Source organism: Klebsiella sp. Ech2A, from assembly GCF_030078455.1.
Classification (GTDB): domain Bacteria; phylum Pseudomonadota; class Gammaproteobacteria; order Enterobacterales; family Enterobacteriaceae; genus Klebsiella; species Klebsiella terrigena.
The window spans coordinates 1-13,662 of record NZ_JAQGFU010000118.1; the positions used below are offsets into that span (position 1 = coordinate 1).

Below are 13,662 nucleotides of genomic sequence, written 5' to 3' on the forward strand. Positions count from 1 at the left end.
CAGCTTGCCCTCGGTCATTTTCTGGATACGCCCCGCCATGACCCAGCCGGCCAGCAGCGTGACGGCGCTCATCGGCAGACCGACGTAGAGCAAATAGTCCGGATAGCTCAGGCCTCCGAGCTTAAGAATCGTCACCGTACTCGGGGTAAAGGGGCCGGTAAACAGCCCGATGGAACCGGCGGTCATCATCAGCGCGGCCACCGTGGGCGGCGTCAGGCGCACCGCAGCGGCGATGGGAATAATCACCGCGACGATAATAGCGTTACCGCCGGCCATGGTGCCCAGGGCGCCGCAAATCAGAATCGAGGAGGCAACGATACCAAATTTCACCCGCGTTTGGCTGGAGAGGCCAATGCGATGAACCACGAATTTGACCAGCTCTACCGCCGCGCCGGTGCGGGTAGCCACTTCCCCCACCCCGGCACCGAGCATAATGATTAGCCCGACGGTGGCGATAAAAGAGCCGGTCGATTTCGCCAGCATCGCGCCCATTTCCGGCAGCCCGGTAGAGGTCATGATCATCGCAATAATAATTGATGAAATAACCGCCAGCACGATATCCACGCCAATAAGCGACAGTGCGGCTAATGCTACCAGCGGGGTAAAACTGAGGAGTCCCAGCTCTGCGCTGGGGCGGCCATGACACCAAAATGCAATCAATAAAAACAGCCCTGACAGCAGGCCAATAACGATATTTTTTCTGGTAATCGTTCTTCGGGTAACAGGATTACCGGAGAGCGTTGAGTCACTCATACAACTCCTTGATGCCAATAAAACCAACCGCTATTTCAGGTCAGCGCATTTGGGCCAGCTCAGAAAATATCCCCCTCGTTATAATTGTTGGCACCAGGGCCTGAGGGTTTGCGTAGGGACAACAGGTATTGTTCTGAGAATCGGATTATCCGCCTGCCGGCGGGGCAAAAAGCGCAATAAGTAAACAGAACGCTGATTGTGAATTGAATTTATGTTAATTTATTGTTATTAGAAAATGAATTTTTATCTGGCCCATATAACCCTGAGTTAACCCCTGATGAAACTGCGTCACCTGGAAATCTTCCACGCCGTGATGACCTGCGGCACCCTTTCACGAGCAGCGGAGTCGCTGAATATCTCTCAACCGGCGGCCAGTAAGGCGCTCAAAAACGCCGAAACGAAGCTGGGTTTTAAGCTCTTTCAGCGCGTTCGCGGCAAGCTGCTGCCGAGCAGTGAAGCGCTGACGCTGTTCGAGAAGGCGCAGAATATCTACCAGGATCTGGATAATCTGCGCCTGCTTGCCGACAACCTGGCGCGCGACCCGCGGGCGAAAATTAGCCTCGGCTGTTTGCCCAGCCTCGGGCTGAGCCTGGTGCCGGAAATGGTGACCGACTTCTATCAGCAAAACGCGAATCTGGTGATGACCCTGACCACGGAACATACTGAGACATTGGTCAAGAAACTGGATCTGCGCGAGATCGATCTGGCTCTGACGCTCCAGCCGGTTCAGCAGGGTGAAATCATCCCCATCACCATTGCCGAGGTGCCGCTGGTCTACATCGACCGCGACTACCGCCAGGGCGTGGTGGCGATCGATGAGATAGACCAGCAGCGCTGGATCTCTCCCGGCCCCCACTCGCTGTCGGCCGCCATTGCTACCCGCCGCGACTTCTCGACGACCCGCCTCAACGTTCAGACCTACTACATGGCCACTGAGTTTGTTAAGCGCGGCATGGGCTGCAGCATTACCGATATTTTTTCCGCGCGTCACAACCTGACCCCGACGATGATCCACCCTATTTCGCCGCCGATGACGATCCCGCTCTGCCTGCTGCGTCGGGCGGATGTTTCCCTGAGTCCGATTGCGCATAAATTTGTCGATTTTATCTGCCTGCAGCTGCGTAAACAGCTGCAGGAAATTAACCTGGGGTTATACCCTGAAAATAAAAAGTCAATTGCGCCACAGGGGTAAATGCTTTGACATAGCGCCATTGCATTTATCAGCGGCGGATATCTCAGGTTATGAAAAAACGCATCGTTATTATCGGTGGGGGCGTTATCGGGCTGGCGACGGCCTATGTATTCATTAAGCGCGGCCACGAGGTCCAGCTGCTGGAGCGCAATGCGAACCCCGGCCTGGCGACGAGCTTTGCCAACGGCGGCCAGCTCAGCTACCGCTACGTCGCGCCGCTGGCCGACCGCGGCGTGCCGCTGCAGGGAATAAAATGGATGGGCAAGAGCGACTCGCCGCTCAATATGCGCCTGCGGATGTCGCCAGACCAGTGGCGCTGGCTGCTGCAGTTCCTGCGCGCCTGCAACAGCCGGACCAATAAGATGAACGGCGATCATATCCTGCGCCTGTCGCTGCTCAGCCGTCAGGTTATGCAGGCGTGGTTGAATGAGGATAATCTGAGCGACTTTCACTGGCGACGCTGCGGGAAATTAGTCGTCCATCGCCGGGAGTATGATCTGAATAAAGCGGAAACAGGGATCAATCCGCAATATCAGCGCTCCCTGAGCGGAGCCGAGTGTATCGAACTTGAACCCGCGCTCAGGCATATTCGCACCTCGCTGTGCGGCGGTATTTATTCCCCCGGCGACGAAACCGCCGACTGCCATCAGTTTTGCCTGGCGCTGCTGGAGAAACTCAACGCCAGCGCCGGCTTTACCCTCACCGGCGACTGCGACGTTCGCCGTCTGAATAAAAAAGGCGATCGTATTCACTCGGCGGAAACCAGCCGGGGAACGATTGTCGGCGATGATTTTGTGGTTGCCGCCGGCAATGGCAGCAGCCCGTTGCTGGCTGGCACGGGAATTCACGTGCCGCTTTGCGGTCTGAAAGGCTACAGCCTGACGCTGCCCTATCCGGGTCAGGCCGGGATCGCGCCGGATATCAGCGTCACCGACTATGGGCACAAAATTGTCTATGCCCGCCTCGGAGAGCAGCTGCGTATCGCCGCGATGGTTGATATCGGCTACGACGGCGACGGGCTGCGCCCTGAGCGTATTGCGGCGTTGAAAAATATTGTTGCCGGCAGCTTCCCCGAGCTCCAGGGTATTGAGGATGCGCAGGCCTGGAGCGGTATGCGCCCTTCTACGCCTGCCGGCCCTCCGCTGCTGGGACGTGCCGGCTACCAAAACCTGTGGATGAACCTCGGCCAGGGTAGCCTGGGCTTCACCCTCGCCGCCGGCAGCGCGGCGGTGCTCGGCGCCCTGCTCGATAGCGAAAACCCCGCCATCGCTTTAGATGGCCTGACATGGAAAAAATCAGCATGAACATTATCCGTAACAATCCGCAGCCGCGTCTTTCCGCCAGCGTCGAATATGGCAACCTGATCTTTTTATCGGGGCAAACGCCGAAAAGCAGCGAGGAGGATATTATTCAGCAGACGCGTGAAGTCTTAGAGAAAATCGACGCCCTGCTGGCGGCAGCCGGTAGCGACAACGGGCACATTCTTTCCGCGCAGGTTTGGCTGAAAAACATGCCCCGCGATTTTGCCGGTTTTAACGAGGCCTGGGTTGCCTGGCTGCCGGAAGGCCACAGCCCGGCGCGCGCGGCCGTCCAGGCAGAGATGGCGCGCCCGGATATTCTCGTCGAAGTGATGGTCACTGCCGTAAAAGCCTGATCCTGAAAATGAAAAGAAAAAAGGCCGCATCAGCGGCCTTTTTAGTTAGTTCAGATTATTTGTCTCTGGGCGAGGCGTTTTCGACGCGGCTTTTAAGTTTCTGACCGGGTCTGAAGGTCACCACGCGCCGGGCTGTAATCGGAATATCTTCCCCCGTTTTCGGGTTACGACCCGGGCGCTGGTTTTTATCACGCAAATCGAAGTTGCCGAATCCGGAGAGTTTTACCTGTTCTCCGTTTTCCAAAGCACGACGAACCTCTTCGAAAAACAACTCTACCAGTTCTTTGGCATCCCGCTTGCTAAGCCCAAGCTTATCAAACAGATATTCTGACATTTCAGCTTTTGTAAGCGCCATAGGTTCAATCCCTCAATGAGGCCTGGAATCGCTCTTTTAATGCCTCTACACATTTGGCGACGGTAGCGGCAATCTCCTCTTCTTCGAGTGTACGGCTGGTATCCTGAAGGATTAGGCTGATTGCAAGGCTCTTACTGCCTTCTGCAACGCCTTTACCGCGGTACACGTCAAATAAGTTTACGCCAACTACCTGATTTACGCCAACTTTCTTACACTCGGTCAAAACATCAGCTGCGGGTACGTTTTCAGCGACGACGACCGCGATGTCGCGACGGTTTGCCGGGAAACGAGAAATCTCGCGCGCCTGAGGCACCACGCGGTCTGCGAGCTTGTTCCACTCCAGCTCAAACGCCAAAGTGCGACCGTTCAGATCCAGTTTACGTTCCAGTTCAGGATGAACAACCCCAATGAAACCAATGCGTTCACCTTTAAGATAAATCGCTGCCGACTGTCCCGGATGCAGCGCGGGGTTCGCTTCTGCGCGGAATTCGATGGCGGATAATTTACCGGTCAGGTCGAGAACGGACTCCAGATCGCCTTTTAAATCATAGAAATCGACGGTCTCTTTTGCCAGGTTCCAGTGCTCATCAACGCGATTGCCGCAAATTACGCCGGCCAGCATCACGTCCTGACGGATCCCCAGCGGAGCCTCGGTATCAGGAACAAAGCGTAAACCGCTCTCAAAGATGCGCACGCGGCTCTGCTGGCGATTCTGGTTATATACCACGGTGCCCAGCAGGCCGGTCAGCAGCGACAGGCGCATCGCCGACATTTCGCTGGAGATTGGGCTTGGCAGGATCAGCGCCTCTTCACCCGGGTGAATCAGCTGCTGTACTTTCGGGTCAACGAAGCTATAGGTAATAACTTCCTGATAGCCTTTGTCGATGAGCAGGGTTTTCACGCGCTTAAGCGACAGGTTCGCCTCGCGGTGGGTGCCCATAATCAGGCCGGCCAGGACCGGTTCGTCAGGAATGTTGTTATAGCCGTATACGCGGGCAACTTCTTCAACCAGATCTTCTTCGATCGCAATATCAAAACGCCAGCTCGGCGCGACGGCCTGCCACTGGCCTTCGCCCGCGGTCACTTCACAACCCAGGCGGCTAAGAATATCGCTAACCTGAGCATCATCAATGTGATGGCCAATCAGGCGATCCAGCTTGCTGCGGCGCAGGGTAATGGTTGCCGCCTTCGGCAGGGTCGCGTCGTTGGTCACGTCGATCACCGGGCCGGCTTCGCCGCCGCAGATATCGATCAGCAGGCGGGTTGCGCGTTCCAGGGCCTTGTGCTGCAGCGCCGGGTCGACCCCGCGCTCATAGCGGTGGGAAGCATCGGTATGCAGGCCGTGGCGGCGCGCGCGACCGGTGATAGACAGCGGGCTGAAGAATGCGCACTCCAGCAGCACGTTCTGCGTTTCGTCGTTCACGCCGGAGTGCTCGCCGCCAAAGATGCCGCCCATTGCCAGCGCCTTCTGGTGGTCTGCGATAACCAGCGTGTCAGCGTCGAGCTTAGCTTCGGAACCGTCGAGCAGCACCAGCGTTTCGCCCTCTTTCGCCATCCGCACCACGATGCCGCCTTCGATGCGATCGCGGTCAAAGGCGTGCATCGGCTGGCCGAGCTCGAGAAGAACGTAGTTGGTGACATCCACCACCGCATCGATGGAGCGGATGCCGCAGCGACGCAGCTTCTCTTTCATCCACAGCGGAGTGGGCGCTTTAACATTGATGCCTTTAACCACGCGTCCCAGGTAGCGCGGGCACGCGTCCGGCGCGTCAACGGTAATGGGCAGCGTATCGGCAATCGTCGCCGCTACCGGCGTGATTTCCGGCGCGTTCAGCGGCTCTTTATTCAGTACCGCCACGTCGCGAGCGACGCCGATGATACCTAAACAGTCGGCACGGTTCGGCGTCACGCTGATTTCGATGGTGTTGTCGTCAAACTTCAGATATTCACGGATATCGGTGCCAATCGGCGCATCTGCCGGCAGTTCGATAATTCCGCTATGATCGTCGGAAACACCCAGCTCGGAAAACGAACACAGCATCCCTTCGGAAGGCTCGCCGCGCAGTTTTGCCGCTTTAATTTTGAAGTCACCCGGCAGTACGGCGCCGATAGTAGCAACCGCAACCTTCAGACCCTGGCGGCAGTTCGGCGCGCCGCACACGATATCCAGCAGGCGTTCGCCGCCGACGTTAATTTTGGTCACCCGCAGCTTGTCAGCGTTCGGGTGCTGGCCGCACTCGACGACTTCACCGACGACGACGCCGTTGAAGCTGCCGGCAACCGGCTCAACGCCGTCAACTTCGAGGCCGGCCATCGTAATCTGATTCGCCAGGGCTTCGCTGTCGATCGCCGGATTAACCCATTCGCGTAACCACAGTTCACTGAATTTCATTGTTCTGTCCTGCCCTTATTTAAACTGTTTGAGGAAACGCAGATCGTTTTCGAAGAACGCGCGTAGGTCGGTTACGCCATAACGCAGCATGGTCAGACGCTCCATGCCCATACCAAAGGCGAAGCCGGAATAGACTTCCGGGTCGATGCCGACGTTGCGCAGGACGTTCGGGTGCACCATGCCGCAGCCGAGCACTTCCAGCCACTTGCCGTTTTTACCCATGACGTCAACTTCAGCAGAGGGTTCGGTAAACGGGAAGTAGGACGGACGGAAACGAATTTGCAGATCTTCTTCAAAGAAGTTACGCAGGAAGTCGTGCAGCGTCCCTTTCAGGTTGGTGAAGTTAATATTCTTATCAACAATCAGGCCTTCCATCTGATGGAACATCGGGGTATGGGTCTGATCGTAATCGTTACGATAAACGCGACCAGGAGCGATAATACGAATCGGCGGCTGCTGATGTTCCATAGTACGAATCTGCACGCCGGAAGTCTGAGTACGCAGCAGACGGGTAGCATCGAACCAGAAGGTATCGTGGTCAGCGCGCGCCGGGTGATGGCCCGGAATATTCAGCGCATCGAAGTTATGGTAGTCATCTTCGATCTCCGGACCGGTTGCCACCGTAAAGCCGAGCTCGCCGAAGAAGTTTTCGATGCGGTCGATAGTGCGGGTAACCGGATGCAGGCCGCCGTTTTCAATCCGACGCCCCGGCAGCGAGACGTCAATGGTCTCAGCGGCCAGACGCGCATTCAGCGCGGCGCCTTCCAGATCGGCTTTACGCGCGTTGAGCGCCTGCTGGACCTGCTCTTTGGCTTCGTTGATCACCGCACCTGCAGCCGGGCGCTCTTCTGGCGGCAGCTCACGCAGGGTCGTCATCTGAAGGGTCAGATGCCCTTTCTTTCCCAGGTATTCCACGCGGACGTTGTCCAGCGCGGCAACATCTGATGCCTCATTAATGGCTGCCTTCGCACTGGCAACCAGCTCTGCGAGATGTGACATGGTTTTCCTCATTATGTCGGTGCAGACACCGGTTATGGTCATTATTTTGCTCTGACTATTTCGAGTCGCAGGCAGCGGGTCAAGCCGTTGTCCAGTACGCAGATTCCGGCGGGATGACGCGCATTAAGCCACGCACCTGCAGCTTGAAATAGAACGAGCCAGTTCATATACGAAAAAAGCCTCCACGGTGGGAGGCTTTCTGGCGCTGTTTTTCGTTTCTTTTCTCACGCGCTAGCCTCCTGAGTTCAGGTGCTAAAGTAAAAAAAGAAGCGGAAAATAGCAGCATTCATGCTTGCATTACCTTGTCTGACACGAAACCTAAGACCTGTATTGAAAAGCTTACAGCAATAAAAGTCAATGTATTGATAGTGTTGAAACAAAAAGAGGGAGACAAGCTCCCTCTTTCAACTGGCTTATGCCAGAGCTGCTTTTGCTTTTTCGACCAGAGCGGTGAACGCTAATTTGTCGAATACTGCGATGTCAGCCAGGATCTTACGGTCAATTTCAACAGAGGCTTTTTTCAGGCCGTTGATGAATTTGCTGTAAGAAATACCGTTCTGACGTGCTGCTGCGTTGATACGCGCAATCCACAGTTGACGGAACTGACGCTTTTTCTGACGACGGTCACGATAAGCGTACTGACCTGCTTTGATAACAGCCTGGAAGGCAACGCGGTATACGCGAGAACGCGCACCGTAGTAGCCTTTAGCTTGTTTCAAAATTTTCTTGTGACGTGCACGGGCAACTACACCACGTTTTACGCGAGCCATATGTGCTCTCCTGTATCTATTCTAATTAAAAAGTTAAAAGGGTTAACGACTTATGCGTACGGCAGGCACGCGATTACCAGGCCCAGATCGCCTTTGGAAACCATGGCTTTCGGACGCAGGTGACGTTTACGCTTGGTAGCTTTTTTGGTCAGAATGTGACGCAGGTTAGCGTGCTTGTGCTTAAAACCACCTTTACCGGTTTTTTTGAAGCGCTTAGCAGCACCGCGTACGGTCTTAATTTTTGGCATTTTAATAACTTCCACTTCGCATTGTTAATAAACGAAACGTAGGCGAACAGTCCCTGCGAGGCCCAAGGGCGCCACAGGAATTGCTACTTGAAGGCCTTACTGTTTCTTCTTCGGAGCGAGCACCATGATCATCTGGCGGCCTTCGATCTTCGATGGGAAGGATTCGACCACTGCCAGTTCACTCAGATCGTCACGGACGCGGTTGAGCACTTCCATACCGATCTGCTGGTGAGCCATCTCACGACCGCGGAAACGCAGCGTGATCTTAGCTTTATCACCCTCTTCCAGAAAGCGAACCAGGCTGCGGAGTTTTACCTGGTAGTCGCCATCATCGGTACCAGGTCGGAATTTAATTTCCTTAACCTGGATAACTTTTTGTTTTTTCTTCTGTTCCTTAGAAGACTTACTCTTTTCATAGAGGAATTTGCCGTAATCCATGATACGACAAACCGGCGGCTCGGCGTTAGGGCTGATTTCGACTAAGTCTACTCCGGCTTCTTCAGCTTTTTCCAGAGCTTCTCTCAGACTCACAATACCAAGCTGCTCGCCTTCCAGACCTGTTAAGCGAACTTCTTGCGCGCGAATTTCGCCATTAATACGATTCGGACGCGCCGTTTGAACTCGTTTTCCGCCTTTAATACCTTATTCCTCCAGTTGTTGAAGACTGCGGCTGCGAATCTCTTGTTGCAGCTTTTCGATCACTTCATTTACGTCCATGCTGCCGAGGTCTTTCCCGCGACGGGTACGCACGGCTACTTTACCGGCTTCGACTTCTTTGTCGCCACAGACCAACATGTACGGGACACGACGTAAAGTGTGCTCGCGGATTTTAAAGCCAATCTTCTCATTTCTCAAGTCCGCTTTTACACGAATGCCCGCATTTTGTAGTTTACGCGTCAATTCGTTAACGTAATCGGCCTGAGAATCAGTAATATTCATGACCACGACCTGCACTGGCGCAAGCCAGGTTGGGAAGAAGCCGGCAAACTCTTCGGTCAGGATGCCAATAAAGCGCTCCAGGGAACCAAGGATAGCACGGTGAATCATTACCGGTACCTGACGCTCGTTGCTTTCGCCTACATACGAGGCGCTTAAACGCTGCGGCAGAGAGAAGTCCAGCTGTACCGTTCCGCACTGCCATGCACGATCGAGGCAGTCATACAAAGTGAATTCAATTTTAGGACCGTAGAACGCGCCTTCACCCAGCTGATACTCAAATGGGATATTGTTTTCTTCCAGCGCGACTGCCAGATCCGCCTCAGCACGATCCCAGGCCTCGTCGCTTCCGATACGTTTTTCCGGACGAGTTGAGAGCTTGACGACGATTTTTTCGAAGCCAAAGGTGCTGTACATATCGTAGACCATACGAATACAGGCGTTAACTTCATCACGCACCTGCTCTTCAGTACAGAAAATATGCGCGTCATCCTGAGTAAAGCCGCGAACGCGCATCAGACCATGCAGCGCGCCTGACGGCTCGTTACGATGGCAGCTACCGAACTCCGCCATACGCAGCGGCAGATCGCGGTAAGATTTCAGGCCCTGATTAAAGATCTGCACGTGACCCGGGCAGTTCATCGGCTTGATGCAGTACTCACGGTTCTCAGAAGAAGTGGTGAACATCGCATCTTTGTAGTTGTCCCAGTGGCCGGTTTTTTCCCACAGCACACGGTCCATCATAAATGGGCCTTTGACTTCCTGATACTGGTACTCTTTCAGCTTAGAGCGGACGAAAGTTTCCAGTTCACGGAAGATAGTCCAGCCATCGTTGTGCCAGAATACCATACCCGGCGCTTCTTCCTGCATATGATACAGGTCAAGCTGCTTACCGATCTTACGGTGGTCGCGCTTAGATGCTTCTTCCAGGCGCAGCAGATGGGCGTTGAGCGCCTTTTTATCCGCCCACGCGGTGCCATAAATACGTTGCAACATCTTATTGTTGCTATCGCCGCGCCAGTAGGCGCCAGCGGTTTTCATCAGTTTGAAATGATGACAGAAACGCATGTTCGGCACGTGCGGCCCACGGCACATGTCGACGTACTCTTCATGATGATACAAGCCGGGCCTGTCATCATGAGCAATATTCTCATCAAGGATCGACACTTTATAGGTCTCGCCGCGCTGCACGAAGGTTTCACGCGCTTCATGCCAGCTGACTTTTTTCTTGATGACGTCGTAGTTTTTCTCGGCAAGCTCGTGCATACGTTTTTCGAGCGCGTCGAGGTCTTCCTGGGTCAGCGTACGATCGATATCAACATCATAATAGAAGCCGTTATCGATAACCGGGCCGATAGCCATTTTGGTGTTCGGCCACAGCTGCTTAATCGCATGACCTAACAGATGCGCGCAGGAGTGACGAATAATCTCCAGGCCGTCTTCATCTTTAGCGGTGATGATAGAGAGCGTTGCATCGTTTTCGATGGGATCGCAGGCATCAACCAGCTCGCCGTTCACACGGCCAGCGATGGTGGCTTTCGCCAGGCCAGGGCCGATGTCGAGGGCAACGTCAAGCGGGCTAACCGCGTGGTCAAAATGGCGTTGGCTGCCATCAGGAAGCGTAATTACAGGCATTTCATGTCCTTATTTGCAGTGGTGCCCCACACGAAAGAGCACATACAAAACAATATAATCATAATTATCAGCAAGTTCAGACCGAGCTCCCGCTTCACTCTGCGAAAATATGAGCACGGGGTTAACCCCACCGTTCTCACCTGCAGCCGCCTGCTGATAACACCGGGCTTTAGTTTACACATCATTAGTGCGTGATAAAAGTCACAACCCACTAAATGGCTGCTATTAATGATAAAACAAGGAGGACGGGGCCAAAGATCGCAAGAGACGACGGGTTGAGATAAAAATGACAAAAATAAGCGCCCGCGCCGTATTGCTTACGTGCGGTAGTGAGTAGCGGGCAAAATCAAAACGCGGAGCCAAACATATGCCTGTCAAACCGGTACATCTTTACCCGGCTTTATATTTCTCAAAATATAAGAGACAGTCCGGCGGAAGAATGAAATATCAGGACCATTCACCGGCAACGAGTTTATGAACATTAAAAGCATCGCCCATAGTCTGACCCGTTGACTGCGATCCCGGGGCAATATTAGAGCCTGCTTCAACGTCGGTCGCTTTAGCAATGCCGACCTGGGTATGGTCCTTGCTGCCTGGCTGTGGGACTGGATTAGCGGCTAAGGCGCCGAACGAGAGCGCGCACAGCATCACGGCCGCAGTTGCGATTTTGCTATTTTTCATAGTGATGATTCTCTTATTTACGTAAGGATTTCGAGCAAAGACATCATCTCTGCCTGTGACGGATAGTATAGATCCAGATCACATTTTTGTCCGACTAAATATTTAGCTATTCGTGTCAAAAAAGTTAAATATTTATCAAGATAATCAATTATGAGGAAATTATGGAGGCTATTTTCTTTTTATAAAAAACAAAACAAAAGACCAAAAATAATAATGTCACTTATTGCTAAATTTAAAACAATCAGGCCGGAATAACCGGCCTGAAAATATTACATCTTATAGCCGAGCGACAGCGTGGTGCGACGGTCGGTATGCTCCGGCGCCGAGGACGGCGGCTGGGAGTTCCACGTTAAGTTGTAGGCAACGCGCAGCGCAAAGTGGGCGTTGATAGCGACGTTGAGCGCGCTTTCTGAGTTCACCGTGGTATCTTCGGCGCCAAACACGGAGACGCCCTGGGTGAATTTGGTGTTATCGGTCATCTGCCATGCCCAGGTACCTGAAGCGTAGCCCAGCGGCTGGGTCTCATTATCGCCATCGGTATATTCGTCATAGCGTACGCCAGGACCAAATTCAAAACGCAGGCTGTGCACCGGCCCGTTCAGAATCTGACGACCGTAACCGGCGGTCAGCACGTCGCGCTGCTGGTAGCCGTTATAGCGGTCAGTCAGCCAGCTGGCCTGGCCGAACAGGTAGTTGCTGTCGGTTAGGTTATAGCGGCTACGGCCGCCGACCGCGTACTTCTCGGAAGAGCGCTGATCGTTGGACGAGGTATTACTGGCGTTACCCCACAGCGACCATGCCGTCGTATTGCCATACCAGGTCAGCGTAGAATCCGCGGTCGCTGAGGAACTTTTCGTATTTCCGGACTGCGCCAGATAGCCGGCGTTAACAGCACCTTCGAAAGGTTTTTTGGCAGTGGAAGGGTCATCCATAACAGTAAAAACGGAATCGTCGGCCATTGCGCACGCAGACGCGAATAGCCCCCCCGCCAGCATAGCCGCTGCGGGTACTGTCTTCAAAAGCTTCATTTAATTTAGAGTCCGTACAACAAAAAGAGAGACCCAGATGGTCCCGGAAACTTTCGCGAGGATCGCTGCTGCTGGTCCAATGAAAGGCGATAAATTATAAAAAAGCACGATTAACATAGCAATCAATTACTCTGTCATTTTTTGAATAAGACGGCCCTCAGAATTATCTTTATTTTATAATGAAAATAGCCTCTTCCCGACAAATCCCCGCCGCGTATGCTTTCCCTTAGCAATAAGAAGTGCCATGCTTAAAAAAAGAACAGCCGACTCGTATCATGGAGGAAATTTGATGACCAAAATTTATACGCTTACTCTGGCTCCTTCGCTCGACAGCGCCACCCAGACCCCGCAGATCTATCCGGAAGGTAAACTACGCTGCAGCGCACCGGTTTTCGAACCCGGAGGCGGCGGCATTAACGTCGCCCGCGCAATTACCTTTCTCGGCGGCCACGCCACGGCAATTTTCCCCGCTGGCGGCGCAACCGGGGAACATCTCACCGCCCTGCTTGCCGATGAGCAGGTTCCCGTAGAAACCGTCGATACCGGCGACTGGACGCGACAAAACCTGCACGTCCACGTTGATTCCAGCGGCGAACAGTATCGCTTCGTGATGCCCGGCGCGGCGCTAACCCAGCAGGAGTTCCGCCTTCTCGAGGAGAAGGTGCTGGCGATTGAGCCCGGCTCGCTGCTGGTGATCAGCGGCAGCCTGCCGCCGGGGATCGATATTGAAAACCTGACCCAACTGGTAAAAAAGGCGCAACAGCATCAGCTACGCTGCATTATCGACAGCTCCGGAGAAGCGCTCGCGGCCGCGCTTGAGGTCGGTAACATTGAGCTCGTCAAACCTAACCAAAAAGAGCTGAGCGCGCTCGTCCAGCGCGATCTGAGCCAGCCGAACGACGTTCGCCAGGCGGCACAGGAGCTGATCCGCTCGGGCAAAGCCCGAAGAGTCGTCGTCTCCCTCGGCCCGCAGGGGGCGCTGGGTGTCGATAGCAGCGGCAGCGTACAGGTTGTCCCAC

14 protein-coding genes, 1 pseudogene and 1 other annotated feature are annotated in these 13,662 nt (G+C 54.2%); of the genes and pseudogenes, 4 read left to right on the forward strand and 11 right to left on the reverse strand.

Annotated features, from left to right (window positions below):
* Positions 1–753 (reverse strand): annotated as a pseudogene (locus PFH44_RS18475) (gluconate:proton symporter); the annotation flags it as partial.
* Positions 754–1,030: 277 nt separating this feature from the next.
* Here PFH44_RS18475 and admX point away from each other — a divergent pair.
* The 3 genes from admX to PFH44_RS18490 are packed head-to-tail and all read left to right on the forward strand — an operon-like array spanning position 1,031 to position 3,599.
* A complete protein-coding gene (admX, locus tag PFH44_RS18480) occupies positions 1,031–1,945 on the forward strand; it encodes an HTH-type transcriptional regulator AdmX (RefSeq protein WP_283825772.1) in 915 nt (304 codons plus the stop codon).
* Positions 1,946–1,995: 50 nt separating this feature from the next.
* Positions 1,996–3,249 carry a D-amino acid dehydrogenase gene (locus PFH44_RS18485; protein WP_283825773.1) on the forward strand — a complete coding sequence of 418 codons (1,254 nt, stop codon included), beginning with the start codon at positions 1,996–1,998 and terminating at the stop codon, positions 3,247–3,249.
* The gene (locus PFH44_RS18490) at positions 3,246–3,599 is read left to right on the forward strand and encodes a RidA family protein (protein WP_152644026.1); all 354 of its coding nucleotides are present in this window, start codon (positions 3,246–3,248) and stop codon (positions 3,597–3,599) included. Before PFH44_RS18485 ends, PFH44_RS18490 begins: the two co-directional genes overlap by 4 nt.
* Before the next feature lie 55 nt (positions 3,600–3,654).
* Here PFH44_RS18490 and ihfA read toward each other — a convergent pair whose 3' ends face one another.
* From ihfA to PFH44_RS18540, 10 genes are all read right to left on the reverse strand, one after another.
* Complete coding sequence (ihfA, locus tag PFH44_RS18495) at positions 3,655–3,954, reverse strand: integration host factor subunit alpha (protein ID WP_004102960.1); 300 nt, start codon at positions 3,952–3,954, stop codon at positions 3,655–3,657.
* Between the two features lie 4 nt (positions 3,955–3,958).
* The gene (gene pheT / locus PFH44_RS18500) at positions 3,959–6,346 is read right to left on the reverse strand and encodes a phenylalanine--tRNA ligase subunit beta (RefSeq protein WP_283825774.1); all 2,388 of its coding nucleotides are present in this window, start codon (positions 6,344–6,346) and stop codon (positions 3,959–3,961) included.
* A gap of 15 nt (positions 6,347–6,361) precedes the next feature.
* Positions 6,362–7,345, reverse strand: a complete 984-nt coding sequence (gene pheS / locus PFH44_RS18505) for a phenylalanine--tRNA ligase subunit alpha (protein WP_045858896.1) — start codon at positions 7,343–7,345, stop codon at positions 6,362–6,364.
* A 169-nt stretch (positions 7,346–7,514) separates the two neighbouring features.
* Positions 7,515–7,640 (reverse strand) — a sequence feature (Phe leader region).
* Positions 7,591–7,635 carry a pheST operon leader peptide PheM gene (gene pheM, locus PFH44_RS18510; protein ID WP_001386830.1) on the reverse strand — a complete coding sequence of 15 codons (45 nt, stop codon included), beginning with the start codon at positions 7,633–7,635 and terminating at the stop codon, positions 7,591–7,593. Its footprint overlaps the feature before it by 45 nt.
* Before the next feature lie 118 nt (positions 7,641–7,758).
* Complete coding sequence (rplT, locus tag PFH44_RS18515; protein ID WP_004102963.1) at positions 7,759–8,115, reverse strand: 50S ribosomal protein L20; 357 nt, start codon at positions 8,113–8,115, stop codon at positions 7,759–7,761.
* Between the two features lie 50 nt (positions 8,116–8,165).
* Positions 8,166–8,363, reverse strand: coding sequence for a 50S ribosomal protein L35 (rpmI, locus tag PFH44_RS18520; protein ID WP_001124225.1), 198 nt, complete (start codon positions 8,361–8,363; stop codon positions 8,166–8,168).
* 96 nt (positions 8,364–8,459) lie between these two features.
* A complete protein-coding gene (gene infC / locus PFH44_RS18525; RefSeq protein ID WP_049267827.1) occupies positions 8,460–9,002 on the reverse strand; it encodes a translation initiation factor IF-3 in 543 nt (180 codons plus the stop codon).
* Between the two features lie 3 nt (positions 9,003–9,005).
* Positions 9,006–10,934, reverse strand: a complete 1,929-nt coding sequence (gene thrS / locus PFH44_RS18530; RefSeq protein WP_283825775.1) for a threonine--tRNA ligase — start codon at positions 10,932–10,934, stop codon at positions 9,006–9,008.
* A gap of 447 nt (positions 10,935–11,381) precedes the next feature.
* Positions 11,382–11,615, reverse strand: a complete 234-nt coding sequence (locus tag PFH44_RS18535; protein ID WP_041146056.1) for a YdgH/BhsA/McbA family protein — start codon at positions 11,613–11,615, stop codon at positions 11,382–11,384.
* A 269-nt stretch (positions 11,616–11,884) separates the two neighbouring features.
* Complete coding sequence (locus PFH44_RS18540; RefSeq protein ID WP_045858905.1) at positions 11,885–12,643, reverse strand: DUF481 domain-containing protein; 759 nt, start codon at positions 12,641–12,643, stop codon at positions 11,885–11,887.
* Between the two features lie 289 nt (positions 12,644–12,932).
* Between PFH44_RS18540 and pfkB the strand changes: the two genes are divergently transcribed.
* The coding region (gene pfkB, locus PFH44_RS18545; protein ID WP_283825776.1) for a 6-phosphofructokinase II at positions 12,933–13,662 on the forward strand (730 nt) is incomplete at its 3' end.

Coding starts and splice junctions, on each gene's coding strand:
- admX (WP_283825772.1), top strand. CDS start 1,031: ATGAAACTGCGTCACCTGGAAATCTTCCACGCCGTGATGACCTGCGGC.
- PFH44_RS18485 (WP_283825773.1), top strand. CDS start 1,996: ATGAAAAAACGCATCGTTATTATCGGTGGGGGCGTTATCGGGCTGGCG.
- PFH44_RS18490 (WP_152644026.1), top strand. CDS start 3,246: ATGAACATTATCCGTAACAATCCGCAGCCGCGTCTTTCCGCCAGCGTC.
- ihfA (WP_004102960.1), bottom strand. CDS start 3,954: ATGGCGCTTACAAAAGCTGAAATGTCAGAATATCTGTTTGATAAGCTT.
- pheT (WP_283825774.1), bottom strand. CDS start 6,346: ATGAAATTCAGTGAACTGTGGTTACGCGAATGGGTTAATCCGGCGATC.
- pheS (WP_045858896.1), bottom strand. CDS start 7,345: ATGTCACATCTCGCAGAGCTGGTTGCCAGTGCGAAGGCAGCCATTAAT.
- rplT (WP_004102963.1), bottom strand. CDS start 8,115: ATGGCTCGCGTAAAACGTGGTGTAGTTGCCCGTGCACGTCACAAGAAA.
- rpmI (WP_001124225.1), bottom strand. CDS start 8,363: ATGCCAAAAATTAAGACCGTACGCGGTGCTGCTAAGCGCTTCAAAAAA.
- thrS (WP_283825775.1), bottom strand. CDS start 10,934: ATGCCTGTAATTACGCTTCCTGATGGCAGCCAACGCCATTTTGACCAC.
- PFH44_RS18535 (WP_041146056.1), bottom strand. CDS start 11,615: ATGAAAAATAGCAAAATCGCAACTGCGGCCGTGATGCTGTGCGCGCTC.
- PFH44_RS18540 (WP_045858905.1), bottom strand. CDS start 12,643: ATGAAGCTTTTGAAGACAGTACCCGCAGCGGCTATGCTGGCGGGGGGG.